The organism is Streptomyces sp. 12E (genome assembly GCF_055633275.1).
The window spans coordinates 735,432-758,731 of record NZ_JBVNCJ010000001.1 but is presented as its reverse complement, the minus strand read 5'-3'; the positions used below and the strand labels follow the sequence as shown (position 1 = coordinate 758,731).

At 71.8% G+C, this 23,300-nt stretch carries 26 protein-coding genes and 1 pseudogene; 14 read left to right on the top strand and 13 right to left on the bottom strand.

Annotated features, from left to right (window positions below; translation table 11 throughout):
* Nucleotides 1–100: 100 nt before the first annotated feature.
* The 6 genes from ACZ8ZB_RS03550 to ACZ8ZB_RS03525 all read left to right on the top strand — a co-directional run bounded on the left by ACZ8ZB_RS03550 (nucleotide 101) and on the right by ACZ8ZB_RS03525 (nucleotide 4,450).
* The gene (locus tag ACZ8ZB_RS03550) at nucleotides 101–565 is read left to right on the top strand and encodes a hypothetical protein (RefSeq protein WP_470736253.1); all 465 of its coding nucleotides are present in this window, start codon (nucleotides 101–103) and stop codon (nucleotides 563–565) included.
* Nucleotides 566–573: 8 nt separating this feature from the next.
* Nucleotides 574–2,088, top strand: coding sequence for a hypothetical protein (locus ACZ8ZB_RS03545; RefSeq protein ID WP_470736252.1), 1,515 nt, complete (start codon nucleotides 574–576; stop codon nucleotides 2,086–2,088).
* Complete coding sequence (locus ACZ8ZB_RS03540) at nucleotides 2,085–2,771, top strand: hypothetical protein (RefSeq protein WP_470736251.1); 687 nt, start codon at nucleotides 2,085–2,087, stop codon at nucleotides 2,769–2,771. Before ACZ8ZB_RS03545 ends, ACZ8ZB_RS03540 begins: the two co-directional genes overlap by 4 nt.
* A gap of 113 nt (nucleotides 2,772–2,884) precedes the next feature.
* Nucleotides 2,885–3,271, top strand: coding sequence for a hypothetical protein (locus ACZ8ZB_RS03535; protein ID WP_470736250.1), 387 nt, complete (start codon nucleotides 2,885–2,887; stop codon nucleotides 3,269–3,271).
* Nucleotides 3,246–3,905, top strand: coding sequence for a ParA family protein (locus ACZ8ZB_RS03530; RefSeq protein ID WP_470736249.1), 660 nt, complete (start codon nucleotides 3,246–3,248; stop codon nucleotides 3,903–3,905). The genes ACZ8ZB_RS03535 and ACZ8ZB_RS03530 overlap by 26 nt, the downstream gene beginning before the upstream one ends.
* Nucleotides 3,902–4,450, top strand: coding sequence for a hypothetical protein (locus ACZ8ZB_RS03525; protein WP_470736248.1), 549 nt, complete (start codon nucleotides 3,902–3,904; stop codon nucleotides 4,448–4,450). The genes ACZ8ZB_RS03530 and ACZ8ZB_RS03525 overlap by 4 nt, the downstream gene beginning before the upstream one ends.
* Nucleotides 4,451–4,474: 24 nt before the next feature.
* Here ACZ8ZB_RS03525 and ACZ8ZB_RS03520 read toward each other — a convergent pair whose 3' ends face one another.
* Entirely contained in the window at nucleotides 4,475–5,068 is a 594-nt protein-coding gene (locus tag ACZ8ZB_RS03520) for a hypothetical protein (RefSeq protein WP_470736247.1), read from the bottom strand.
* A gap of 182 nt (nucleotides 5,069–5,250) precedes the next feature.
* On the opposite strand from ACZ8ZB_RS03520, the gene ACZ8ZB_RS03515 reads away from it, so the two are divergent.
* Entirely contained in the window at nucleotides 5,251–5,487 is a 237-nt protein-coding gene (locus tag ACZ8ZB_RS03515) for a hypothetical protein (protein WP_470736246.1), read from the top strand.
* A 225-nt stretch (nucleotides 5,488–5,712) separates the two neighbouring features.
* On the opposite strand, the gene ACZ8ZB_RS03510 is transcribed toward ACZ8ZB_RS03515, so the two are convergent.
* The 3 genes from ACZ8ZB_RS03510 to ACZ8ZB_RS03500 all read right to left on the bottom strand — a co-directional run bounded on the left by ACZ8ZB_RS03510 (nucleotide 5,713) and on the right by ACZ8ZB_RS03500 (nucleotide 7,576).
* Nucleotides 5,713–5,973: a hypothetical protein gene (locus ACZ8ZB_RS03510; protein ID WP_470736245.1), complete on the bottom strand. Its 261-nt coding sequence runs from the start codon at nucleotides 5,971–5,973 to the stop codon at nucleotides 5,713–5,715.
* A gap of 725 nt (nucleotides 5,974–6,698) precedes the next feature.
* Nucleotides 6,699–7,001, bottom strand: coding sequence for a hypothetical protein (locus tag ACZ8ZB_RS03505; protein WP_470736244.1), 303 nt, complete (start codon nucleotides 6,999–7,001; stop codon nucleotides 6,699–6,701).
* A complete protein-coding gene (locus tag ACZ8ZB_RS03500; protein ID WP_470736243.1) occupies nucleotides 6,998–7,576 on the bottom strand; it encodes an RNA polymerase sigma factor in 579 nt (192 codons plus the stop codon). The genes ACZ8ZB_RS03505 and ACZ8ZB_RS03500 overlap by 4 nt, the downstream gene beginning before the upstream one ends.
* Nucleotides 7,577–7,819: 243 nt before the next feature.
* Between ACZ8ZB_RS03500 and ACZ8ZB_RS03495 the strand changes: the two genes are divergently transcribed.
* On the top strand, nucleotides 7,820–7,960 hold the full coding sequence (locus tag ACZ8ZB_RS03495) for a hypothetical protein (protein ID WP_470741656.1): 141 nt from the start codon (nucleotides 7,820–7,822) through the stop codon (nucleotides 7,958–7,960).
* A gap of 170 nt (nucleotides 7,961–8,130) precedes the next feature.
* Here ACZ8ZB_RS03495 and ACZ8ZB_RS03490 read toward each other — a convergent pair.
* The 4 genes and pseudogenes from ACZ8ZB_RS03490 to ACZ8ZB_RS03475 all read right to left on the bottom strand — a co-directional run.
* Nucleotides 8,131–8,406, bottom strand: a pseudogene (locus ACZ8ZB_RS03490) (IclR family transcriptional regulator domain-containing protein); the annotation flags it as partial.
* Between the two features lie 370 nt (nucleotides 8,407–8,776).
* Entirely contained in the window at nucleotides 8,777–9,208 is a 432-nt protein-coding gene (locus tag ACZ8ZB_RS03485; RefSeq protein ID WP_470736242.1) for a hypothetical protein, read from the bottom strand.
* A gap of 890 nt (nucleotides 9,209–10,098) precedes the next feature.
* Nucleotides 10,099–10,749: a response regulator transcription factor gene (locus ACZ8ZB_RS03480; RefSeq protein ID WP_470736241.1), complete on the bottom strand. Its 651-nt coding sequence runs from the start codon at nucleotides 10,747–10,749 to the stop codon at nucleotides 10,099–10,101.
* Nucleotides 10,746–11,927, bottom strand: coding sequence for a sensor histidine kinase (locus ACZ8ZB_RS03475; RefSeq protein WP_470736240.1), 1,182 nt, complete (start codon nucleotides 11,925–11,927; stop codon nucleotides 10,746–10,748). The genes ACZ8ZB_RS03480 and ACZ8ZB_RS03475 overlap by 4 nt, the downstream gene beginning before the upstream one ends.
* 156 nt (nucleotides 11,928–12,083) lie before the next feature.
* Here ACZ8ZB_RS03475 and ACZ8ZB_RS03470 point away from each other — a divergent pair, with 156 nt between their 5' ends.
* Nucleotides 12,084–12,719: a VanZ family protein gene (locus ACZ8ZB_RS03470; protein WP_470736239.1), complete on the top strand. Its 636-nt coding sequence runs from the start codon at nucleotides 12,084–12,086 to the stop codon at nucleotides 12,717–12,719.
* 125 nt (nucleotides 12,720–12,844) lie between these two features.
* Here ACZ8ZB_RS03470 and ACZ8ZB_RS03465 read toward each other — a convergent pair whose 3' ends face one another.
* Nucleotides 12,845–13,333, bottom strand: coding sequence for a carboxymuconolactone decarboxylase family protein (locus ACZ8ZB_RS03465; RefSeq protein ID WP_470736238.1), 489 nt, complete (start codon nucleotides 13,331–13,333; stop codon nucleotides 12,845–12,847).
* A 335-nt stretch (nucleotides 13,334–13,668) separates the two neighbouring features.
* Between ACZ8ZB_RS03465 and ACZ8ZB_RS03460 the strand changes: the two genes are divergently transcribed.
* A complete protein-coding gene (locus ACZ8ZB_RS03460; RefSeq protein WP_470736237.1) occupies nucleotides 13,669–15,039 on the top strand; it encodes a cellulase family glycosylhydrolase in 1,371 nt (456 codons plus the stop codon).
* A 223-nt stretch (nucleotides 15,040–15,262) separates the two neighbouring features.
* Entirely contained in the window at nucleotides 15,263–16,180 is a 918-nt protein-coding gene (locus tag ACZ8ZB_RS03455; RefSeq protein WP_470736236.1) for an RNA polymerase sigma-70 factor, read from the top strand.
* A 12-nt stretch (nucleotides 16,181–16,192) separates the two neighbouring features.
* Here ACZ8ZB_RS03455 and nhaA read toward each other — a convergent pair whose 3' ends face one another.
* Nucleotides 16,193–18,070, bottom strand: coding sequence for a Na+/H+ antiporter NhaA (gene nhaA / locus ACZ8ZB_RS03450; RefSeq protein ID WP_470736235.1), 1,878 nt, complete (start codon nucleotides 18,068–18,070; stop codon nucleotides 16,193–16,195).
* Between the two features lie 46 nt (nucleotides 18,071–18,116).
* Complete coding sequence (locus ACZ8ZB_RS03445) at nucleotides 18,117–18,257, bottom strand: hypothetical protein (protein WP_470736234.1); 141 nt, start codon at nucleotides 18,255–18,257, stop codon at nucleotides 18,117–18,119.
* Between the two features lie 291 nt (nucleotides 18,258–18,548).
* Between ACZ8ZB_RS03445 and ACZ8ZB_RS03440 the strand changes: the two genes are divergently transcribed.
* Together ACZ8ZB_RS03440 and ACZ8ZB_RS03435 are read left to right on the top strand one after the other, a co-directional pair.
* On the top strand, nucleotides 18,549–20,468 hold the full coding sequence (locus tag ACZ8ZB_RS03440; RefSeq protein WP_470736233.1) for an ABC transporter ATP-binding protein: 1,920 nt from the start codon (nucleotides 18,549–18,551) through the stop codon (nucleotides 20,466–20,468).
* 121 nt (nucleotides 20,469–20,589) lie between these two features.
* Entirely contained in the window at nucleotides 20,590–21,507 is a 918-nt protein-coding gene (locus tag ACZ8ZB_RS03435; RefSeq protein WP_470736232.1) for a helix-turn-helix transcriptional regulator, read from the top strand.
* A gap of 145 nt (nucleotides 21,508–21,652) precedes the next feature.
* On the opposite strand, the gene ACZ8ZB_RS03430 is transcribed toward ACZ8ZB_RS03435, so the two are convergent.
* Both ACZ8ZB_RS03430 and ACZ8ZB_RS03425 read right to left on the bottom strand, forming a co-directional pair.
* Complete coding sequence (locus tag ACZ8ZB_RS03430) at nucleotides 21,653–22,222, bottom strand: DUF6328 family protein (RefSeq protein ID WP_470736231.1); 570 nt, start codon at nucleotides 22,220–22,222, stop codon at nucleotides 21,653–21,655.
* A gap of 277 nt (nucleotides 22,223–22,499) precedes the next feature.
* Entirely contained in the window at nucleotides 22,500–22,808 is a 309-nt protein-coding gene (locus ACZ8ZB_RS03425; protein ID WP_470736230.1) for a hypothetical protein, read from the bottom strand.
* 226 nt (nucleotides 22,809–23,034) lie between these two features.
* On the opposite strand from ACZ8ZB_RS03425, the gene ACZ8ZB_RS03420 reads away from it, so the two are divergent.
* Nucleotides 23,035–23,280: a hypothetical protein gene (locus ACZ8ZB_RS03420; RefSeq protein WP_470736229.1), complete on the top strand. Its 246-nt coding sequence runs from the start codon at nucleotides 23,035–23,037 to the stop codon at nucleotides 23,278–23,280.
* The last annotated feature ends 20 nt before the right edge of the window (nucleotides 23,281–23,300 follow it).

The following is a 23,300-nucleotide window of genomic DNA, read 5'->3' as shown; positions in this document are numbered from 1 at the left end:
CAATCACCGAGCAGGTGAAGGGAGTTGATAAGTTTGTGCGAGCGGCGGCTGACGGCTGCAGTGGAGCCCGCCGCGGTAGGGCGAAGGACGGGGGATCGAAGTGGTCTGGGAAGAGTGGGAGAGGTCCAAGGCTGCGGCATCGGAGGGCCAGGCCGCCCGGATGCAGCTGAACCAGACCGGACCGGGAGGCGCCGGCGACCTGGATCTCGTGGTGTACCAGGACGATCTCGGGGCCGTCGGTCACGAGGCGTTCGTCCTCCACGGTGAGCTGAAGAAGCGAGCGGACATCGCCGGGGTGGGCGCGGACAAGAACGGATCCGGCTCCACCATGCGGGCGGCCGCCGAGCTCAAGAGCCACGATCTCGGGCTCGGTCCGGAACTGGAGTCGACCGTCGAGGTCTGGACCTCGCAGGTGAAGCACGTCCTGCAGGCCTGCGCGCACATCTCCAACCACCTCGACTACAGCAAGAAGCTGTATGCGCGGGAGGACGCCAAGATAGCCGCCGAGGTTCGCAGCCGTACGGGGACGTTGCCCGTCTCGGTGCTGAACGACTACTTCAAGTAGGAAGTGCGATGGGTGGTTTCTCGTACTCGGACCTCATGGCCCTGGACCTCGCCAAGCTGGGGACGGCCGCTTCCGACTGGGTGACGATGGCCGGCGAACTGGCCGACCTCGCGACCGATGTGCGGGACGGCCTGACGAAGAAGTCCGACGGAGCCCGCTGGAAGGGCGTCAACGCCGGCGTGACCAAGGAGTTCGTGCGCAAGACGGCCAAGGAGTTCGCGGATCTGCAGGCGGAGGCCGAGAGCGTCGCCAACGTCCTGACCGACGCACACAACGAGCTGACGTACTGTCAGAAGCGGGCGCGGGCCCTCACGGACGATGCGCGTAAGGGTGACCCGGACCGCACTCCGCCGGACCCGGGGCTCCTCGTCCTCGACGGACCGGACGGGACGGTCCGCGTCACAGAAGCCCTATGCACCCCCGAGGGCCCCGACCAGCGGGCCAAGGACCGCATGCAGTGGTACGCGGACACCCTCACGGGGCTCGTCCAGCACGCCGCCGAGGTCGACGCGGCGGCAGTGCGCGCGCTGCGCAAGAGCCACGGCAGCGACCCGCACAACGCGGGCCACGCCACGTACACGTCCCTCGACGAGGAGCAGCTGCCGCGCGCGGAGGAACTGGCCGGGCTCGGCGGGGACGCGAACCCGGAGCAGCGGGCCGAACTGCGGCGCCTGTGGGAGTCTCTGAGCCCGGGGGCGCGGGCGCAGCTCTGGCTGGCGCAGAAGGACGATCTGATGGCGGCGGGTATCCTGAGCCCCACCATGCCGCAGATCGCGGCGGACGCCGGCTCGGGGAAGCACGGGTCCGAGTCGCCGGGCTTCGACGAGTGGGCCACCAAGCAGAAGATGGAACTGCTGACGGAGGGCGCCGACTGGCAGGGCATGACGGACGCGTCCCGCCACATGGCCCACTATCTGGGAAACAGCGGCAGTCCCATGAACCTGCCCGTGGACAAGATGATGGCGGACGTCCCCTCCTTCAAGGCGTACGTCGACGAGACGGTTCGGCTGAACCAGAACGACTGGCGCAGGCAGGCCCTCGAGGAGTTCAGGGAGAACGGCGGGAAACCGGTCGCCTTCCCGGTCGAGGTGAAGCATCCCGAGGGCTTCTACTTCGCGCAGGAGGACAACTCCAACTGGTTCTACGCTGTGGGTGGCGCCAACACCAACGTCACCGGTGTGGTGACCGCTGTTCCGGACGCGAACGGCAACCCCAGGATCGGGGTCGACTACCAGGCGAACGTCTGGGACCGGTACAACTGGGACGAGGGCAAGGGCGTCAACGTCGGCCCGCTGGAGATTCCCGACGGGCAGATGGCCAAGCTGCACCGGGTCGGCTTCGCCCAGGAGTTCGACATGGCGGGCAGCAGCAGCGTCCACCACTACGACCTCGGCTCCTCGAAACCCAACGGCGACCCGCTACCGGGTCCCGACGACAGCAGGGACGGACGCTTGAACCCCGGCCGTGAACAACAACAGGACCGTGCGACCGGCATGCCGACGGGGAGGGCGGACGGCCGATGAGCGACGCGAATCCCTACCGGGCACCCGAGGAAGGCGCAAGCGGTACCGAAGGCGGCGGCGGTGGTCACCGCCCATGGCTCGTCGCCGGCGTGGCCGCGGGTGTGCTGGTCCTCTCGGGCACCGTGGCGGCGGGGTGGCTCCTCAACGGACCGGACGATGCCGGATCCGGTGACCGCCTGGAGAAGGCGGCGGCGGATGCGCGGTGGGCCGAGGGGATCACGCCGGAGTGGATGAGTGAGCGGATGGGCCTCGACATCCCGGCCACGGCCCAGTCCCCGCAAGCCGCGTACGAGGTCACCTCCCGCTTCGACACGGGTCTCCTCACCTTCACCCTGACCAAGGCGGAGGCGGAGGCTTATCTGGAGGAGCATCCCCCGGAGGGCATGTGGCTCGAACCGACCTCCCCACCGGCCGACGTCACTCCCCACGACTTCGCGCACTTCGGACTCCCGGAACCCGAGACGTTCAAGGACGGCATGCGCTACGGCTACGTCTGCCCCGGCTCCGCCAAAGCCACCGAGAAGCCCGACGTCTCCGGTGTGTACAGCTCCTCCGACGAGCTGTGTGTCAGCCTGTACGCACACGAGTACACGCCGAAGCGCACCCGCATCTACCTCCGCGACCACTTCGAACCCGGCATCAGCCCCCTCCCCACACCCCCCTCGTCGACGTCCACGGGATGAGGGCGAACCGGCCATGTCATGCCCGTACACCAGACCGTCGGCACCGGGACAGTCACCCTGCGTACCGTCCGCGATGCTTCCCACGGTAGGGCGACTCGGTCACCGTCGGTGAGGTGAACCAGGAAACCGTCACCGCACCCGGTGAACCGATCGTCGTCGCAGGGCACTTCCGCATCCTGTTCCCCACCACGGCACACGGTGCGCACACCGCACGCCACGCCGCCGAGCGCTGGCTCGCCGCACAGCAGGAGCGGTCGGAGACCCGCACCGACGACAACAGCGAGGTCACGGCGTCCCTCCTCATCGCGGAACTGACCGCGAACGCCGTCCGGCACGGCCGGGTGCGGGGCAGGAACGCGCGCCTCGCCCTCACTCTGACGTCCGCCACCCTCCGGATCGAGGTCACCGACGCGCGGGGCGATCGGGGAGGAGAAGTGGGAGGAGCTCAACGACGACGGGTGCACCCTGGCGACCTTGTTCAAAGACGCTCTCCGGCCTGAGGACGAGCCTCTGGAGTTCGATCTGGAGAAGACACTTCAACGCAATGTCTCTTCAGTGGACGCGGTGACGCAGGTGGACCTCCTGCCTTCCTCGCTGGACCTCATCGATGTCCAGGACCGCCTGGCGTCCATGCCCAGGGGGCGTTTTCACTCCAACAACCCCACTGATCTTCTGCGCAAGGCGATCCGCAAGATCATCGATGACTACGACTACGTACTGGTCGACTGCCCTCCCAACCTCGGCATCGTCACGCTGAACGGCCTGCGCATCTCCGAGGGATACATCATTCCGACGATTCCCGACGTCCTGTCCACCTACGGCATCCCTCAGATCCAGCGGCGTGTGCAGGCTTTCGCCGACAGCCTCGGGGAGAACATCAACGAAATCGGCATCGTCATCACGAAGTACAAGGCGAACTCGACGGTCCACTGGAACACCGTCAGGCGGCTTCAGGGCGACAAGAAACTCCCCGCCGTACTTCCGACCTTCATCCCCGAGAAGAACGACATCGCCGGTTCGGCGGAGTTCGTCGGTCGCGGTACCCTGCGGCAGAAGTACGGGTACCAGGGCGGATTCGATGCCTTCCGTGCCATGACGAAGGAGTTCATCGAGTTGGTCGAGGAGAAGGCGTGACCGAGCAGAGTGACACTCGGCTCGACGGCCACAGCCCCCTGCACACCCAGGTGCAGGAGACCGAAGAAGCCCTGATCAAGCTCAGTGCGTCCGACCCGGAGCTCGCGGCGACCCTCGCGCGCGTCCTCGGTGTGGTGGCGTCCGAAGCCGCACGCACGCCACGCTTCGCCCGGGCGCTGGGCAAGGTCCTCGCCCCTTCCGGACCGCAGACCACACCCCGCCCGGCCGAACGCCCGAGGCGGAGCCGGCGAGCACCGGGAGTGATCGAGCCGTTCACGGTGTTCACCGAGTCCGGCGAGGCGGGACTCCGTTCGCGCCTGGGCGAACTCGACCTCGAACAACTGCGGGACATCGTCTCGGAACACGGAATGGACCACGACCGGCTGGCGATGAAGTGGAAGGACCCCCAACGCGTCATCGACCGCATCGTGGAGCGCGTCGAATCGCGGACCGCGAAGGGAGCCGCCTTTCGAGGACGGCCAGAGCATTCCACGACGCCGCACGGCGGGGCCGGCGATCCGAAGGCCGAGGATCCGCCTGCGTGAAGTGAAGGAGCGCGAAGTCTTCCCTCATGCCTTGTCAAGGCACGAACACCACAAGGCGTAGGCGCGGTCCATCTCGTCCAGCGCTGCTCGGGTGAACCGGGTGCCGGTGAAGGAGCGGTCGACGACCATCTCCGCGAGGGAGGCGAGGTGGGCGGCGACGCGCTCCACGCGTTCCCGGTCCTGAACCCGCTCGAGCCGCTCCTGGCGCTCCCACAGGTCGGCGAGGCTGCTGCCGGGTTCCTCCTCGTCGTCGTGGACCGAAGGCACCCAGGGCAGGAGGTCGGAAGTGAGGGCGGGGACGGGATCGAGGGACTCGGGCTCGTCCCCGTCGTCGTTGCCGAGGATGCGGTTGGCGACCGTGCGCACCGCTTCGGACCGCTCGACGCGCGCCGCCTGGGCACGCAGAGCGCTCAGCAGGACGGGAATCTCCGCCCGCGCCCGTCGGCCCCAGCCGTCCTCCAACGCCGCCTCGATCTGCTCACCGAGGTCGGAGACCTCGTCCAGAACGGTGTTCGCCCGCTCAACTTCCTCGAACGCGCGCTGAACCGTGCGGGCGGCCTCGAAAAGGAGGCTGACGTCCTCGGGGCTCGGTACGAAGCCGGGCTGGATCCGTGCCAACACTTCGTCCAGCGGATCACCGGGCGGACCGAAGGTAATCGACCGACAGCTCCAGAGCCATGCTCCACTCCCGTATTCAGGGCGCCCACGCGATGTGCGGCATCATGCGCGACGATCACCATGCCTTTCGTGAACTCAGTCAACAGCAGTACCGTGGGTCGACGCCGACGAGGGTGGGGAGCATGCCGCAGATCGCGATCACCAACACGGTCTGGGAGGGCGTCGACCGGCTGGACCGGGCGGCCCGCGCCCGCGTCCACAAGGCGATGGCCAAGTTCCAGCAGCTGACGGTCGCGCAATTGCACGCGGACGAAGTGAGTGGTGCGGACAGCAGACTCGTGCAGACCGCGGCGATCGGGAGCCCGAACTCGGGACGCGCGATCACCCTGCCGACGGACGCCGACGAACTGCTGCGGTGACGCCGCGGTCACCGTTCCTCCACGTACTGGTGCGGAATTCAGCTTGGCGGCTGTGGCAACGAGCTCTCCGACCGCCTGTACCGGGACAAGGTCTGCCACTTCGCACACAGGCCCCCCACCTCCTGCCACCGCACGGCCACGGGCGCCAACAGCGCCGACCACCTCTTCATCAAGGACGACCTCGCCGCCTGGACCGGCGGACTCGGGATCAAAGGACGTGCCACCTCACGCGATCTCGGCTCCGGACCCGGCGACGCCGTCGACTTCCGTGCCGGGAACGGCGGGCAGCAGCACGTACGTTTCCAGTTCAGCAAGATCTCCCATGCCGAGTGGGCCGGTACGTGTGATCGGGTGACGTGTGAGGCGGCCACCCTCGACTGGGTCCTCGGGCCGAGCACCGTGGAACCGGGAACCGTGGAAGAACTGTGCGACGAGTACGGGTATCTGCTTCGTTTCCGCTTCGAGACGCACGGTGCGGTCCGGCACGTCCGTCTCCGGGCGGAGGACCCCCAGAACAGCACCGAATGGGTGCCACTCCAGGCATGCGCCATGACTCCCGAAGAGCTGCGGGGGCCAGGAGCCGATGTGCGGCGCCGCGCCTCCGGTCCGCGACCTCTCGACGCGGCAGGCGCCGCGGCGGCGCCGAGGTCGCGCGACGACCAGGTCCGTGCGCTGAGGGAAGCACTGATCAACGCCGCACGCTTCCGGACCAGGCCCACCTGGGAGGCGCTGTGCTGCACGGCCGGCGGTGACCTGCTGGGAGCCCTCCCCGCAGGACCGGGTCGGCCTGCTCATCGCCGTGGAACGGACCGGCGGGGAGGGCGCACCGCTGCTGTCGGCCCTGTTGAGGACGGGAGAAGGCGAACCACCGCCCTGCATCAGGGAAGTCGTCGCCGCTGTCGGTGGCGGGACACCGGCCACGGCGCAGGTGCTGAAGCGCTGGTGCCAGCGGGAGGCCGACCGGGCGTCCGCGGTGTACGGAATGCCGTCCCGCACTGCTCCGGCGCGTCTGGCGCTCACCGCCGACGGACGGATCGCCGCGCGGAGAGCCGAGTCGGCGGCGCGGCGAACCATCGCCCATGTCGAGGCCCGCGCCTCGGTACTGGAAGTCACACCACTTCACTGGGTGCGCGGCCACTCCGACGTCGTGGTGTGTGAGGCGCAGAACCCGCCCGCCGCTGATGCCTCCCGGGGACTGCCGGGCAGGTGGTTCACGTCGAGGCGGTGCCGCCCGCCTTCGTCAGGGTGCAGACACCGTCCGTGCAACTGCGTTTCAGACGGCCGCGGGAGAAGGTCTGCGTCAGGCCGATCACCCAGCAGGCCGGGCAGCCGCGGAGGGCGATCAGGCCCAGGGGTGCGGCCAGCAGGGTGACGGAGCCGGCGAAGGGCACCAGGGCGATCGAGCCGATGATCAGGCCGAAGCCCAGCGCACCGCGCAGCAGGTGCTCTGGGACGGAGGCGCTCGCGAAGTCCGCTTCCGCACGGACGGGCTCGCCGGTTACGGCGGTCTTCATGGTCGTACCTCTCCTTCGGCTGCCTCACCGGTCGACAGGGCCTGCCGCAGGGCGGCCCGGGCCCGGTGGAGCCTCGATTTCATGGCCGCATTGCTCAGGCCGAGCGACTGGGCTACGAGACGGCCCGGATACCCCTGGACGTCCCTCATGACCAGCACTTGCCGTTGGTCGCGGGGGAGGGCACTGACCGCGACGGCGACCCGCTCGGCGTCCAGCCGCCGCAGCACCGAGGCCTCCGCTGAGGGCGCCGCCTCGCTGCCGGCCTCTTCGGGGACGGAGGCGGAGGCAGAGGCGGAGGCGAGCAGTCGTAGGTGCCGCAGGCATTCGTTGCGCACGATGCGGAACATCCAGGAGGCCAGGGCGCCGGATGCGCGGAGCGTGCCGATCTTCCGGTAGAGGATGATCAGCGCTTCCTGAGCAGCGTCCTCGGCGTCCTGCGGTGTGGCGCACAGCGACATCGCGAACCTGCGCACGTGGGGCTGCGATTCCATGATCACAGCGGTCAGCGAGGTGATGTCGCCGTCCTGGGCGGCTTTGATCAGTCGCTTGTCGGGCCAAGGGGAGCTCCGGCTCATGTGCCCTGCTCGTGTCCGGCGATCCGCCGTCGTGACCGGCGCTGGTCAGCCACGGCGCCGGTTCCTCCGCTTGAGCAACGTCACGCCGCACATGCAGATCAGTAGTACACCGGCCGCGGCAATGATCGCGATCGTCATGCTCGGTTCCTCCTGGTGTCCGCCGGCCCGCTCGGCCGGTTCACGGATAAGAGGCGGCGGATGCGGAAAAGGATTCGGCGCCGTTGCGGCCGGCATCGGAACGCGGTGCCCGTCTCGCCCGCCGACCGGCTCGCCGTGCGGCAGCCCGTGGCCCGGGAGATCCTGTACGGCTCCGGGACGTCACGGTCCGGCGTCCTCGTCACGACCGAACCGGCGGCCGACGCGAGGACGGACCGCACGACGTGAATGCGGGCCCTTGCGCGGGTGTTCGGCCTCCCTGAGGCGGTCAGCCCGGCTGTGCGGGGCCCTCGGCGAACGCGGCCGCCAGGTCCGACCGATGCGGGCCGCGCAGGCGCGCAGTGCGGGAAGGAGGGCGTCCCGGGTGTGCTCGGGCGGTTCGGGGCGGCGTGCAGGGCGATGTTCACGGCTGCGACGGCCCGCCCCTCCCGGTCACGGACCGGTACGGCAAGCGAGCGCAGTCCCGCCTCCGACTCCTGCTCGACCAGGGCGTGTTCCTCGTGGGCGACCCGGTCCAGCCCGGTGCCGAGTGCGTCGGGCGAGGTGAGCGTGTGCGGGGTCAGGGCCTGAGGGCGCGAGGCGTCGACGCGTCCCCGCCGGTCCGCCTCGGGCAGGTCCGCGCGCAGGCCCCGGCCCATGGAGGCGGCGTACGCGGGCAGGCGCGTGCCGGGCACTGGTGATCTGCGGGGCGGCGGCCCGGGCCAGGTGGTGGACCTCGTTGCCGTCGAGGACCGCCGGGGAAGCAGACTCCCTCACCCGCCCGGCCAGTTCGTCCGGGTGGGGCTGGGCGATGTCGGCGAGACCGAGGGGGGACAGCCGCGCGTAGCCGAGTTCCAGGACGCGCGGGGACGGCAGGAAGCGGCGGCCGCGCTGTTCCGCGTAACCCAGGCGACGGGACGTCAGGGGATTGCGGCGGGTGCTCGGGTACGAGAGCCCGGCGCCGTCGTCGGCCGCCGCTGCGACGTCGTTGCGGGCGGCGATGCTCGTGACCGAGCGATCGTCAGGACCTGTGGATCGACCCGGGTGAGGCAGCCGATCGTGCGATCAAGGGCGTGTGCGGCGCCGGTGGTAGTGCACGGTGACGACAGCCAACAGCGGTCCCCATGCCACTATCGGCACGTAACAGATGGTCATCACCCACTCTCCCCACGGCGTGATCGCCATGTCGGCGTGCAGCGTCGTCCACACGAAGAGCACCCCGTAGACCGTGCAGGCGAGTGCGCCCAGCGCCGCGGGTATGACCGCGGCGAGCACGGGGATGCGGCGTCCGCGCAGGCGCGGGACCCACCGCGGCCATACCTCGCCCCACGGCCGCACCAGTCCCCACGTCAGGAAGGCCAGCGCCTCCTGCAGCACGGACAGCAACGGCACGATGAGATATCCCCAGCCGGGAATGAGCATCGCGTCGTACTCGGACTCGGCGAGCCCCAGCGGAACACCGATCACCACGGCGAACCGCCACAGTGCCGACGGCATGGATGTCCATAGGACCGCGGCCGCCGCGCGCCGTGCCCACGGGGGGACAGGTGCAGCGGTCACAGGACGTGCAGGGGTGGGTGGCGACGCGCTGGTGGTCATGAGGCCTGCTCCCTGTTTGCGGACCGAGTGCGACATCTCGGAGGCTGTCACGCACCCTCGCGCGGCCACATCAGACCCCAGGGCGGCAGTGCGTGCGTCCGTGGGCGTATGCGCCCGCAGGGGAGTCGGACCATGGAGTCAGGGAGCAGTCATGCGTCGGTCGGAGCACTCAGGCCGCGCTGAGCTCGGGACGCTCGACGAGCCGGCCGCCTGCGAAGCGGGTGCCGGCGACAGTCCGGCGGTCATCACCGCGCTCGCCCCCACGGTCCACGGTCCGGCCGTCCTCCGGGGCAGCCCCACGGGTGCGACGCTCCTCTCCGCCGCGGCCGTCGCCGCCGAGAAGGACGAGAAGGACGAGAAGGACGAGAAGGACCGGGGGAGGCCGCCCGGCGGTTCCGCCCGCTCCGGTCCCGTGGTCCGGAACGTGTGGGCATCGTCCGGCGGCTTCCGGAAGACGCCGGCCGCCGCGGCCGGTGAGCCTCCTGCCGGCCGGTGGCCGTACGACGTCGGGCATCACCTCCCGTGCTCCGCCGCAGACGACGGGGCGGCTCCCCGGCCACGGCCGGCGAGGGGAGCGGGCCGGGGACCCGCTCGACCCGAACGGCACGCCGCGTGGAGGCGGAAGGAGTCCGACGCCGCCTCCGGGCGGTTCCGGCGGGTTCCCGAACTCCTCGCAGAGCAGGCCGACGAGCCGGACGCCCCGATCGCTCGGGCGCCCGGGCTGACCGCGGGACGCCGAACGGCTGTGCCGGTCCGCCCCGTCCCCAGGGCCGTCGGGTGCGGCTCGGTCAGCGGGTGAGTCCTGATTCCCAGGCCCAGGCCGCTATCTCGACCCGGTTGCGGGCGCCGAGCTTGCCCTGGATGTTGGTGAGATGGGTCTTCACCGTGCCCACGCTGATGTGCAGGGCGGCGGCGACCTCCGCGTTGGTGTGCCCGCGGGAGACGAGGGCGGTGACCTCGGCCTCGCGCTCGGACAGGGGCGAGGGACGGACCGGGGCGGCAGCGGCGGCGGGACGGGCGAACCGCCGGAGCAGGCGGACGGTGATGGAGGGGCTGATGAGGGCTTCGCCGGAGGCGGCGGAGCGGACGGCCTCGGCCAGCAGACGAGGACCCGCGTCCTTGAGGAGGAAGCCGCAGGCGCCGTGGTGCAGGGACTGGTGGACGTACTCGTCGTCGTCGAAGGTCGTCACCATGACGACCTTCGGGGTGTGCGCGGCCCCGGGACGGTGCAGGTGCCGCAGCGCCTCGATGCCGTTCAGCCGCGGCATGCGGATGTCCATGAGGACGACGTCGGGGCGGTGCAGGTCGGCCTGCTGGATCGCGGCGACCCCGTCGGCGGCCTGGGCGACGACCTCGATGTCGTCCTCGGCCGACAGGATCATGGCCATGCCGGTGCGGACGATCGTCTGGTCGTCCGCGAGAAGGACACGGATGGTCATCGGAGCACCTGCCGCAGGGGGAGGGGGAGTTCGAGTACGACGTGCCAGCCGGCCCCGGGACCGGGACCCGCGGTCAGCGTGCCCCCGGCGGCGACGGTGACCTCGCGCAGGCCGCGCAGCCCGTAGCCGGTGCCGTCGGACGGACGGTGGCGTCCGTCGTCGGTGATCCGCGCGGTCACCCGGCGGCGGGAGACGTCCAGGTGCACATGTGCGGTGGTGCAGTCGTGGGCGTGCTTGCGGACGTTCGTCAGCGCCTCCATGACCACGCGCTCCACGAGGTGGGCGGCGTCCGCGGGGAGGCCGTCGACCGGGCCGGTCTCGGTGAGGCCGACCCGGGCCCCGGGGAGCCGGCAGTCGGCGACGAGGGCGCGGACGGCGTCCGTGCCCGGTGCCCGGGTGTCCGGGACGGTGTCCTCGCGCAGGGCGCCGACCATCCGGCGCATGGCGGTCAGCGCCTCCGCCCCGGTGGTCTCGATCAGTTCCAGGGCATCGCCCACCGCCTGGGGATTCCTGGCCGCGACGGCACGGGCGCCCTGCGCCTGGAGCACGATGCCCGATACGTGGTGGGCGACGAAGTCATGCAGGTCGCGGGCGAAACCCAGCCGCTGTTCGAGTCTGATCCGCTCCTCGTGCTGCCGGCGGGAGACGGCGACCAGGCGGACGGTGAGGCCGGAGGCCAGGGCGCCGCCGGCCACCAGCGTCAGGACCAGCGCGACGATGCTGCTGCCCTCGTCCACCTCGATCACCAGCGGACGCAGGACGACGGCGGCCATCAGCAGCGGCAGGGCGACGGCGGTGCCGGCCGGGGAGCCCCGCCGCGCCGTCACGTGCAGCAGCACCATCAGGGCGATCGGCTCGAACAGGGTGTAGGCGTCGGACGCCTGGTCCAGGACCGAACCGCCGCTCGCCGCCACGCGCAGCCCGGCCGAGCAGGCCAGCGACACCAGGGCCGCGCCGCACGCCGCCCACGCCAGCACCGCGGGGGACGGCTTGGTCCCCACGGCAGGGAAGGCGACGGCCGCCGCCGCGGCCGTCGACAGGAACAGCGCGACCCCGGTGCCCTGGCTCTCGAGGGCGCCGGTGTCGACGTCGATCAGCAGGGCCGCTCCGAGGAGGCAGAGCAGCAGGGCGCTGACGGCGAACCGGCCGGCGGCCGGCGCGCGCAGTGGTCTGAGCATGGTGGGAACCCTAGCCGCGCGCGACGGCGGGCCCCCTCTGCCGAAAGTCGTAGCCGTCCACCGGGGAATGCATCCTTCGGGAGATCCGCCGGACCCGGCCCGCAAGGAAGCTGAAGCACGTCAGCACCGCTCGACCCGACCGAAGGACCATCCCTCATGGACATTCGCTTCCAGGTGGACTCCGCACCCGTTCTCGGCCCCGCGCTCGTCCTGTTCGCGGCCGTCACCGTCGTCCGGGTGAGGCGCGGGGTGTGGGACAAGCGCGGCGGTCTGCTGCGGCTGGCCGCCGCCGTCTACGTCGCCGCCGTGCTGTCCCTGACGGTCTTCCCGCTGAACGTGACGTGGGGCGAGTACGCCAACCAGGCTCCCTGGATCGGCCAGATCAACTTCGTCCCGCTGCTCACCGCGGACATCACCATGGTCCCCAACGTCATCATGATGGTGCCGGCCGGCTTCCTGCTGCCCCTGCTGTCCGGGAGCGCCACCTCGGCGTCGCGGGCGACCCTGATGACGGCGGCGGCCAGCCTGTCCGTGGAAGCCGCCCAGCTGCTGTCGTACATCGTCCTGAACAACGGCCGCTCCGTGGACGTCAACGACCTCCTCGCCAACACGCTCGGCGGACTCGCGGGCTACGCCCTGGTGACCCTCGCCCTGCGCGCGCCGGCCCTGCGCGGGACCCTCCTCGCGTCCGCGCTGCCCCGCTCCGCGGCGTCGCAGGCCGACCGCCGGCGGACGGCGACCGCCGACGGCCCCCGGGAGGCCCCGGCCGCGGGCCCCGTCGTCCGCCCCTGACCCAGCCCGTTCCCGCGGCGGAGCACAGGGTGGGACTCCGATGTCCGGGCATGCTCGGGCCGCTTTGGCCCCGAGCAGCCGGGCCCGGCCCGGATCGGCTGATCCCGGGCCGGGCCCGGCGGCGGTCAGTTCCCGGCCGCCGCCGCGAACATGCCCGCCTCGTACGAGCCGCCCTTCCGGTGGGTGATCACCGCGAGGCGGTTGGCCGCGTTGATCAGGGCGACCAGGACGACGAGTGCGGCGGTCTGGTCGTCGTCGTAGTGCTTGCGGACCAGGGCCCACGTCTCGTCGGAGACGCCCCGGGAGGCGTCGGCGAGGCGGGTGCCCTCCTCGGCGAGGGCCAGGGCCGCCCGCTCGGCCTCGGTGAACACGGTGGATTCGCGCCAGGCGGCGACCAGGTGGAGGCGGACCGCGCTCTCCCCGGCCGCCGCGGCCTCCTTGACGTGCATGTCGACGCAGTGGCCGCAGCCGTTGATCTGGCTGGCGCGCAGCGACACCAGCTCCTGCGTGGACTTCGGCAGCGGGGAGTCGTGGACCACCAGGGCGGCGCCTGCGAACCGCTTGGCGAACCGGGCGGCGAGCTCGTTCTCGAACAGGTCGAATCGGGCGTCCATGGTTTCTTCCTCACTCGTGTTCCTACGCGGTGTCGCGTCGGGCTGAACACGAGATGCCGACCGCCCGCTCCCCGTGACAGGGAGGAGGTGTGACGTGCGCCACCGTTCGCGTCGGCGGCTCCGGCCGCCTCCGTCCGCACAGCGGTCACCCGCGCCGCGGCGTTCTCCGGCCGTCGCACGGCTATCGCACACCGGCGCGGCGGTGTACGGTCTCGGGCCGATGGGCTTTGGGAGCGCTCCCATCGTGCTGCATCACGCCGTGCCCGCATCACGCCGTGCCCGCATCACGCCGTGCCCGCACCACGCTGTGTTCGCATCGCACGAGGAGGAACGCTGTGAAACGCTTCTTGGCCCTACTGGCGACCTGTGCGACGGTCCTGGGCCTCACGGCACTGACCGGTCCACCGGCGGCGGCCGCCGCCGGCTGCAGGGTCGACTACACGGTGGCCGCCCAGTGGCAGGGCGGCTTCCAGGCCGCGGTGAGGATCACCAACCTGGGCGCCCCCGTCTCCGGGTGGACGCTCGGGTTCACCATGCCGGACGCCGGGCAGAAGGTCGTCCAGGGCTGGAACGCCACCTGGACGCAGTCCGGCGCCACGGTCACCGCCGCCGCCGTCGACTGGAACCGCACGCTGGCCACCGGCTCCACCGTCGACGTGGGATTCACCGGCTCCTTCACGGGCGCCAACCCGCAGCCCCCGGCGTTCACGCTCAACGGCGTCGCCTGCACGGGCTCCGTCGAGGAACCCCCGCCGGTCCCGGACGACGGCACCCCCGTGGACGTCAACGGGCAGCTGCGCGTCTGCGGAGTGAACCTGTGCAACCAGTACGGCCGTCCCGTGCAGCTGCGCGGCATGAGCACCCACGGCATCCAGTGGTTCAGCCGGTGCTACAACACCGCCTCCCTGGACGCGCTCGCGAAGGACTGGCGGTCGGACCTGCTGCGCATCGCCATGTACGTGCAGGAGGACGGTTACGAGACCGACCCCGCGGGCTTCACCGGCCGCGTGAACAGCCTCGTCGACATGGCCGAGGCCCGCGGCATGTACGCCGTGATCGACTTCCACACCCTCACGCCGGGCGACCCGAACTTCAACCTCGACCGCGCGAAGACGTTCTTCGCCTCCGTGGCCGCCCGCAACGCCGGCAAGAAGAACGTGATCTACGAGATCGCCAACGAGCCCAACGGTGTGAGCTGGGCGGCCGTCAAGAGCTACGCCGAGCAGGTCATCCCGGTGATCCGGGCCGCCGACCCGGACGCCGTCGTCATCGTCGGCACCCGCGGCTGGTCCTCGCTGGGGGTCTCGGACGGCTCCAACGAGAACGAGGTCGTCGCCAACCCCGTCGACGCCACCAACATCATGTACGCGTTCCACTTCTACGCCGCGAGTCACAAGGACAACTACCGCGCCGCGGTGAGCCGGGCGGCCTCCCGGCTGCCGCTGTTCGTCTCGGAGTTCGGCACGGTGAGCGCCACCGGAGGCGGAGCGGTGGACCGGGCGAGCAGCACGGCCTGGCTGGACCTGCTCGATCAGCTGAAGATCAGCTACGCGAACTGGACCTACTCCGACGCCGACGAGGGCAGCGCGGCGTTCAGGCCCGGTACCTGCGGCGGCGCCGACTACAGCGGCAGCGGCGTGCTGACCGAGTCCGGTGCGCTGCTCAAGAGCAGGATCAGCACGCCCGACAACTTCCCCACGAGCTGATCCGAGACGGGGGTCCGCCCGGCCGGACCCCCGTCCCACCGCCCCGCGACCGGACCGGGAGAGCCACGGGACGGGTGACGGCACGCCGTGGTCCGACGACGTGACCGTCGGGTCCGCTCCCACCGGCTGCCGGCGACCGTGATCCCCGGGCGGTCCCTCCCCGCACCTGTCACAGAACCGCGGCGCCCGGCGTCCTGTGCACATGGGATCGTGGAGGACGAACATGCGGGAGCAGCCGGTGGAGAACACGCGCACAGGGCACACGGACGCCGCCACCGAGGCGTTCGTCGCCCACCGCAACCTGCTGTTCACCGTCGCCTACGAGATGCTCGGCTCGGCCGCCGACGCCGAGGACGTGCTGCAGGAGACCTGGCTGCGCTGGGCGGGCGTCGACCTCGAAACGGTGCGGGACCGGCGGGCCTACCTCGTCCGGATCACCACCCGGCAGGCGCTGAGCAGGCTGCGTGCGCTCGGCCGCCGCAAGGAGTCCTACGTCGGCTCCTGGCTGCCCGAGCCGCTGCTCACCGCACCCGACGTGGCCGAGGACGTCGAGCTCGCCGACAGCGTGTCGATGGCGATGCTGCTGGTGCTGGAGACGCTCGCCCCCACCGAGCGGGCGGTGTTCGTGCTGCGCGAGGTGTTCGGCCTCGAGTACGACGAGATCGCCGAGGCGGTCGGCAAGAGACCGGCCGCGGTCCGGCAGATCGCGCACCGGGCGCGGGCGCACGTCGCGGCGCGCCGGCCGCGCGGACCCGTGTCACCGACCGAGACACGGGACGCCCTCGACGCCTTCCGGCGGGCGGTGGGGACGGGCGATCTGCAGGGTCTGCTCGACGTCCTCGCGCCGGACGTCGTCCTCCTGGGCGACGGCGGCGGCGTCAAGCAGGCCGTTCTCAGACCGGTCGTGGGAGCGGACAAGGTGGCCCGCCTGCTGCAGGGCGGGCTGGGCAGGCTCACCGCCGAGATGTCGTTGCAGCCGGCGCAGGTCAACGGCTGTCCCGCGCTGATCGTCCGGCTCGACGGCGCGCTCGACACCGTCCTCGCGGTACGCGTCGACGACGGCCTCGTCACCAGCCTCTACGCCGTCCGCAACCCCGAGAAGCTGTCGTACATGCGGAGGGAGACCACCCTGCGCCGGTGAGGTCGGCGGGCCTCAGGGGGAGGCGCGGGCCTCGGACTTCTCGAGCTCGCCGGCGAGCGTCTCCGCGTCGTACGGCCCGGTGTGCCGCCGGTCGCCGACGAAGAAGGTCGGGGTGCCGCGGGCGCCACTGGCCTCGGCGCCGGCCGCGTCGGCCCGCACCCGCTCGGCGGTCTCCTCGTCGTCGATGTCCTCGAGGAACCGCGCCACGTCGAGTCCGATCTCGATGGCGTACGCGGCGACGTCCTCGAACTCCAGCCGGTCCTGGTGCTCGTACAGCAGGTCGTGCATCTGCCAGAAGCGCCCCTGCGCGCCGGCGGCGACGGCGGCCCGGGCGGCGAGCACGGCGTGCGGGTGGACGTCGGGGAGCGGCAGGTGCCGGAAGACGTAACGGAGCCGGTCGCCGAAGCGCTCCCGCAGCTCCCTGGTGACGCCGGTGGCGCGGGCGCAGTAGGGGCATTCGAAGTCGCCGTACTCCACCAGGGTGAGGGGCGCGTCCACGGGGCCGACGAGGTGGTCCGTGGCCGGGTCGACCGGGCGGTCGAGGACGCGCGGCAGGTCGGCGTCCGTCTCGCCGCGCAGGACGGCGGCGAGGTGGAACGCGAGCCACCCCAGGGCGGTGGAGAACACGGCGGCCAGCAGGACACCGACGACCGCCCGGTCGCGCAGGGCCGGGTCGTCGAAGGCGAGACCGGCGATCAGCAGGGAGACGGTGAAGCCGATCCCGGACAGCACGGCGCCGCCCACGACGTGTCCCGGGCCCACCCCCTGGGGGAGCTTCCCGAGGCGGAGGCGGGTGCCGAGCCAGGCCCCGCCCCACACGCCCAGGAGCTTCCCGGCCACGAGACCGGCGACGACGGCCCAGGTGAGCCGGGAGGACAGGGCGCTGCCCAGGACGCCCCCGCGCAGGTCGATGCCGGCGTTGGCCAGGGCGAACAGCGGGACGACCACATAGCTCGCCCAGGGGTGCAGCATCAGCTGCAGCCGCTCGTTGACCGAGACCGCCCGTTGCAGCCCCACGCGTGCCCACAGCCCCACATCGGCGCGGGGCGACTGGCGGAAGGCGCGGGCGAGCCGGGTGGCGCGGTCCACCGCCTCGGGCGCGGGGGCGTGGGCGGGGATGAGGAGACCGCCGAGCATGCCGGCGATGGAGGCGTGGAGACCGGACGCGAGGGTGGCGAGCCACAGCGCGAGCACGACGAGGAGGTACGGCGCCGCGCGCCAGGCGCCCAGCGACGTCAGCGCGGCGAGGACCGCGCAGAGGGCGAGCGCCGCCAGCAGCGGCAGCAGGCGGACCGTGTCCGAGTAGACCAGACCGATCACGCTGACGGCCACGATGTCGTCGATGACGGTGACGGCCAGCAGGAAGACACGCAGCTGGGTGACGAAGCGGGGCCCCACCACGGCGAGCGCCCCCAGCATGAAGGCCGTGTCGGTGCCGATGACCGTGCCCCAGCCGCCCGCCGCCTCGCCCCACGGGGCGATCGCCAGGTAGAACAGCGCGGGAACGACCATGCCGCCGACACCGGCCGCGGCCGGGAGCAGGACGCGGCGGCGGCCGGCCAGTGAGCCGACCGAGGCCTCGTAGCGGACCTCCAGGCCGACGACGAAGAAGAAGAGGGCCATCAGGCCGTCGCTCACCCAGTGCCCCAGGTCCATGGAGAGCTCGGCGCCGCCGAGCGACACGGACGCATCGGTCGCCCAGAGCGACTCGTACCCCCCGGACCAGGGCGAGTTGGCCCACACCAGGGCCACCACGACGGCCACCAGGAGCAGCCCGGCGCTGCCCGCTTCGGTGGCCAGGTAGGTGCGTACCGGATCGGCGAGCTGGGCCGCCAGCGAACGCCGCCCGGCCCTGGTCTGGGAGGACGGGGCGTTCTCCGCGCGTTTCACTGATGTCCCCCTTCCTGGCCGCCTGTTCCGCCCGGGCCGGAGCTTTTCAGCGGGAGAACGTGCCGGAGGCGGGCCGGGCGGCCTCGGCGGGGGCGGGCGTCCCGCCGCAGGGGCCCCCGCCGGTGAGCGACAGGCCGGGGGCCGGGGCGATCACAGCGGCCAGGGACCCGCGCGGTGCGTGGTGCATGGGTGTCCTTCCTGTCGGCTCCTCACCCGATCGTCGCGTCCCCTCCGTCCGGGGGCACCCGGGGCAACCGCCTGTTGCGCCGTTCGAGTCGCGGGGGCGGCCGAGCGCGAGCAGCGGCGCGGGCCGGGAGCGTCCACCGGCTTCCCCGCCCGCGCCGCGCCGGCCCGGCCGGGTGCCGCGGCCCCCGGCGGCCCCGCTCCCGGTGTCCGGTTGTCGCCCGTACGTGGTAAACGCCTGGACCGGCGCCCTCGTCGGACGGAAGACTTCCGAGTGCCGACCTCCGGGAGTGTGATGGCGACAACGGACAAGCGGGCGCGGGCGCCGGGCAGGAGCGCGGTCGCTCTCGCGCTGCGCCTCTACGGACGGGAACTGTCACGACTGAGACTGCTGGCCCTGCCCGCGCTGCTGCTGCCGGCCGTGGGCAACATCGGCATCCGCTACGTCGCCCCCCTGCTGGTCGCGAAACTGGTGGGGCAGGCCGCCGACGACGGCGGTCTCGCCCTCGCCCCGGCGCTGCCCTACGTGCTGGGCTTCGGCGCGGCGCTGTTGCTCGCCGAGGCCGTGTGGCGGATCGGGCAGCACTGCCTGAACCGCGTGGGCGCCCTCGGCATGGAGCACCTGTACGTGCTCGGCATGGACGAACTCCTCGCCAAGGACGCCGCGTTCTTCCACGACAACTTCTCCGGCTCCCTGACCAAACGGGTGCTGGGCTTCGGCAGGCGCTTCGAGGACTTCGTCGACACGATGACGTACCGGATCGTGGGCAGCCTCGTGCCGCTGGCGTTCGGCGCCGTCGTGCTCTGGCACTACGAACCGCTGCTCGTCGCCGGTCTCCTTGTGATGATCGCGCTGACCGTGGTGGGCGCCGCGCCCCTCGTCCGTCGCCGTCAGGCGCTCGTCCACGACCGTGAGGCGGCGATCGCCCGGGTCTCCGGCCACGTCGCCGACAGCCTCGCGAACATGGAGACCGTCCGGGCGTTCGCGGCCGAGCGGCGGGAGGCCGCCGAACACCGCAGCCGGGTCGCGGAATCCCGGCGCCTGACGCTGAGGTCGTGGGACTACGGGAACCTGCGCGTCGACACCCTGGTCGCCCCCATGTCCGTGCTGACCAACGTGCTGGGCCTGCTGGTCGCCGTCGCCTTCGGCGGCCCGGGCCAGGGAGTGGAGGAGATCGTCGTCGCCTTCACCTACTACTCCAACGCGACCCAGATCATGTTCGAGTTCAACCAGATCTACCGGCGTCTGGAGAGCTCGATGACCGAGGCCGCACAGTTCACGGAGCTGCTGCTGGACCCGCCCACCGTGCTCGACCCGACGGAACCGGAACCGCTCGCGCCACAGGGCAGCGGCGTCCGGTTCGAGGCGGTGACCTTCGCGCACGAAGGCGCGAAGCCGATCTTCGAGGGTCTCGACCTGGACGTGCCCGGCGGCGCACGGATCGGGCTGGTCGGCAGGTCGGGCGGCGGCAAGACCACCCTCACCCGACTCCTGTTGCGGATGTCGGACATCGACGGCGGACGCATCCTGATCGGCGGGCAGGACATCGGCCGACTGCGCCAGGCCGACCTGCGCTCACTGATCGCCTACGTGCCGCAGGAACCCGCGATGTTCCACCGCAGCCTGCGGGACAACATCGCCTTCGCCCGGCCCGGAGCCACCGACGCGGAGATCCACGCGGCGGCCGAGGCCGCACACGTCACGGAGTTCGCCGAGCAGCTCCCCGAGGGCTTCGCCACCCTGGTGGGGGAGAGGGGGGTCAAGCTGTCGGGCGGTCAGCGCCAACGGGTCGCCCTCGCCAGGGCGGTCCTTCGCGACGCCCCGATCCTGCTGCTCGACGAGGCGACCAGCGCGCTGGACTCGGAGAGCGAGATCCTCGTCCAGGACGCCCTGTGGCGGCTGATGGACGGACGCACGGCCCTCGTCGTCGCCCACCGCCTGAGCACCGTCGCCGGCATGGACCGGCTCGTCGTCCTCGACCGGGGACGCGTCGTCGAGCAGGGCACCCACGGCGAACTGCTCGCCGCGGACGGCGCCTACGCCAAGCTGTGGCGGCACCAGTCGGGCGGCTTCCTCGGCGAGAACGCCGGCCGGGCCCCCGGCGACGATCCGCCGACAGCCGGTCTCGCCGGGCTGCCGGGACCGCCCGAACCGGCGCCGGACCGGGGCCGGGAGGCGTCGCCGCAGACCCGCACGAGCCCCGGACCCGCATGACCGGGACGGTTCCCGGCCGGGCGAGGGGACGCGCGCGGCGACGGCGCGGCCGGATTCGTGGGTGCACCTCACCCACCTTCCAGGATGGTCGGCGACCACCGGCGTGCTTAACGTTGTCCGTATGGAAAGCGACGAACGGTCCGGCACGCACACCTCGCTCAAGGATTTCCTGCGCGCCCGGCGCGCCCGGTTGCTGCCCCAGGACGTCGGACTGCCCACCTCCGGACGGCGCCGGGTACCCGGACTGCGCCGCGAGGAGGTGGCGCTGCTCGCGGGAATGAGCACCGACTACTACATGCGCATCGAGCAGGGCCGCGAACGAAGGCCGTCGCCCCAGGTGGTGGAGGCACTCGTGAAGGCGCTGGACCTCGACGAGGAGTCCGCGGAGCACCTGCGCCGGCTGGCATGCCCCACCGGACGGCCGGCGAGGCGCACCCGGCGCGTCGAGCGGGCCGACCCGCACCTGCGGAGCCTCCTCGAACGCTGGGACGACCTCCCCGCCTTCGTCCTCGGACGCTCCCTCGACATCCTCGCGGGCAATCACCTGGCCGGCGCGCTGCACAGGGGCTTCGTCCTCCGCGGCAACCTCGCGCACATGGTCTTCCTCGACCCCGGCGCCCGGCGCTTCTACCGGCAGTGGGACCGGACGGCCGACATGGTCGTCGCGGAACTGCGCAGGGCCACGGGCGTGGACCCCGACGACCCGCGCCTGAAGGAGGTGGTCGGCGAACTGTCCGTCAAGAGCCGGGCCTTCCGCGAACTCTGGGCCCGGCACCACGTGCACGGCAAGACCGGCGGTTCCAAACTGCTCCACCACACCGACGTGGGCGATCTCGACCTGCACTACGAGAGCTTCACCGTCAACCGGGCGCCCGGGCAGCAACTCGTCATCTACCAGGCCGATCCGGGCAGCCGGTCCCATGACGCCCTGAAGCTGCTGGGAACACTGGACGCCGCTCCCCTCCAGCCCGACCGGCCGTCCGTACCCGCTCCCTCCCGCTCCCGGCCGTCCGGGGGAACGGACGCACACGACGGGTGACTCCTCGCCGTCCCCGTGGTCCTGCGACGGATCACGGGCTCCGGTCCCGCGGCGCGGTGCGTCCGCACCACGTTCACGCGGCTGCGGCGGCGCTTCCCCGGGGCGGGGCGCACGCGTTCGCGGCCGACGACGGCGTCCGGGCGCGCTACGCGTCGTCGGCGACGGAACGCCGGGCGGCCCGACGTCGTAGCCACAGCGGCAGCGCGTACCAGCAGAGGCCGAACCACAGCATGACCCCGCCGGCGAGCACTTCGGCGAGGACGCCGGGGACCACGACACGGAGGATCAGCAGGAGCGTGCAGCCGATGGTCAGCGCGAGGAGGACCATGCCGCACATCATCAGGCGGCCGGCGACCCCCACCACCTCGTCCTTCATGCGCTGGCCGGACAGGAGCCGGTGGATGGAGACGGGGGCTATGAGCGATCCCGTGGCCGCCGCGCCGAGCACCACGGTGATGACGTAGACGACGCGGTCGAACGTCTCCAGCTCCCGGAACAGCGGGGTGAAGGCCACACTGAGCAGGAACCCGAAGAGGATCTGCACGCCCGTCTGAGTGACCCGCGTCTCCTGCAGGATCTCGTTCCAGCGTCGATTGACCCGCTCACGAGCTGATTCCGGCGCTTCGGCACCGGTTCCCGGGCCGTGGCCGTCGTGGCGCGCGCAGCAGGCGGTGTCCTCCCCCGCCGTCTTGACCGGCTGCTCCGTCATCGTCATCCGCATCCTCCAAGTCCCAGGCAGACCAGTTGCCCCGTCCGGGCCCTTCCATGCAGGTCATGGGCGGGGCCGGTCGCGGTGGGCGACGGAGGACGTCACGCACGGCCGGCGGCTTCGCGGCACGGGGCATCGTCCCGGCGCCGGCCCACGGGACGGCGCCGGTGGCGGGCGGTTCGGCGGAGACACGGCTTCGGACGCACGGGGTGCGACCGGCGGAACCGCCCTGGGCTCCTGCCCGTGCGGTTCCGCCGACGGGCGGGGTCTCCCGCCCGGCCGCTCACGGCCGGGGGTTCGTGCGGTGCCACCGGGGGCGGGCGTCGCTGCCGCGGCGTCCTGCCACGGAGGCACAGCGGGGGCACACGCGCCGGACGCGGTCCGCCGCGCCCCCGGATTCGGGAAAGGTGTCCTGCCAGACCACATGGGAGAAGCGGATCAGTTCCGAGCGGCTCAGGGACAACCCGCAAACGGTCTGGTTCAGGCCCGGCTCCCAGGCGTGCACCTCGCCCGCGGGCAGCCGGCGGCGGCCTTCTTCCTGGTCCGTCCACTGCCCGGTGGCGGCTACGGCGTACTGCTTCACGCGGGTCATGACGTTCCCTCCTGTGCCGTTCGTAGTACCCGGACCGCCGGACACCACGCCGGACGCACGCCGTCCGCGGATACGGACCGGGGCGGTGCGATGCGCGAGCGGTTCGCCGTCGGCCTGCGGCACGAGTCCCCCCGGCGAACGGTTCGAGTCGCCGGGCGGTTTCGATCGCCGGTCAGGGGCACTCGCTGTCCGCGCCCGTGTGTCAGCCCACCGCCGGAGGCGGCAGATGATCGACGAAACCCATGTCAGGGAACTCCGAGACGCCAGGAACGACGGCGCCGCGCTCGTGCTGCTGGAAGGCAGGGTCCAGGTGGTCGACAGTCCCTCGGGCGAGGAGGGCGGCCCGGAGGGAGCCCTTGTGGTGATCGGCAAGCGGGAACTGTCGGACCGGCTGGGCGCGGCGCCGACCGACCGTGACCTGCGCAATCTCGCGCGGGTCCTCACCGACATGGTGGGCAAACTGGGGGCGTGAGGGGTCCTTCGACGACTGCC

What these genes read in the sequence shown, in the direction of transcription:
- ACZ8ZB_RS03545 (WP_470736252.1), top strand. Translation starts at nt 574, where the DNA reads ATGGGTGGTTTCTCGTACTCGGACCTCATGGCCCTGGACCTCGCCAAG.
- ACZ8ZB_RS03540 (WP_470736251.1), top strand. Translation starts at nt 2,085, where the DNA reads ATGAGCGACGCGAATCCCTACCGGGCACCCGAGGAAGGCGCAAGCGGT.
- ACZ8ZB_RS03515 (WP_470736246.1), top strand. Translation starts at nt 5,251, where the DNA reads ATGCCGCAGATCGCGATCACCAACACGGTCTGGGAGGGCGTCGACCGG.
- ACZ8ZB_RS03505 (WP_470736244.1), bottom strand. Translation starts at nt 7,001, where the DNA reads ATGAAGACCGCCGTAACCGGCGAGCCCGTCCGTGCGGAAGCGGACTTC.
- ACZ8ZB_RS03500 (WP_470736243.1), bottom strand. Translation starts at nt 7,576, where the DNA reads ATGAGCCGGAGCTCCCCTTGGCCCGACAAGCGACTGATCAAAGCCGCC.
- ACZ8ZB_RS03485 (WP_470736242.1), bottom strand. Translation starts at nt 9,208, where the DNA reads ATGCCGTCGGCACTGTGGCGGTTCGCCGTGGTGATCGGTGTTCCGCTG.
- ACZ8ZB_RS03480 (WP_470736241.1), bottom strand. Translation starts at nt 10,749, where the DNA reads ATGACCATCCGTGTCCTTCTCGCGGACGACCAGACGATCGTCCGCACC.
- ACZ8ZB_RS03475 (WP_470736240.1), bottom strand. Translation starts at nt 11,927, where the DNA reads ATGCTCAGACCACTGCGCGCGCCGGCCGCCGGCCGGTTCGCCGTCAGC.
- ACZ8ZB_RS03470 (WP_470736239.1), top strand. Translation starts at nt 12,084, where the DNA reads ATGGACATTCGCTTCCAGGTGGACTCCGCACCCGTTCTCGGCCCCGCG.
- ACZ8ZB_RS03465 (WP_470736238.1), bottom strand. Translation starts at nt 13,333, where the DNA reads ATGGACGCCCGATTCGACCTGTTCGAGAACGAGCTCGCCGCCCGGTTC.
- ACZ8ZB_RS03455 (WP_470736236.1), top strand. Translation starts at nt 15,263, where the DNA reads ATGCGGGAGCAGCCGGTGGAGAACACGCGCACAGGGCACACGGACGCC.
- ACZ8ZB_RS03445 (WP_470736234.1), bottom strand. Translation starts at nt 18,257, where the DNA reads ATGCACCACGCACCGCGCGGGTCCCTGGCCGCTGTGATCGCCCCGGCC.
- ACZ8ZB_RS03440 (WP_470736233.1), top strand. Translation starts at nt 18,549, where the DNA reads ATGGCGACAACGGACAAGCGGGCGCGGGCGCCGGGCAGGAGCGCGGTC.
- ACZ8ZB_RS03435 (WP_470736232.1), top strand. Translation starts at nt 20,590, where the DNA reads ATGGAAAGCGACGAACGGTCCGGCACGCACACCTCGCTCAAGGATTTC.
- ACZ8ZB_RS03430 (WP_470736231.1), bottom strand. Translation starts at nt 22,222, where the DNA reads ATGACGATGACGGAGCAGCCGGTCAAGACGGCGGGGGAGGACACCGCC.
- ACZ8ZB_RS03425 (WP_470736230.1), bottom strand. Translation starts at nt 22,808, where the DNA reads ATGACCCGCGTGAAGCAGTACGCCGTAGCCGCCACCGGGCAGTGGACG.
- ACZ8ZB_RS03420 (WP_470736229.1), top strand. Translation starts at nt 23,035, where the DNA reads ATGATCGACGAAACCCATGTCAGGGAACTCCGAGACGCCAGGAACGAC.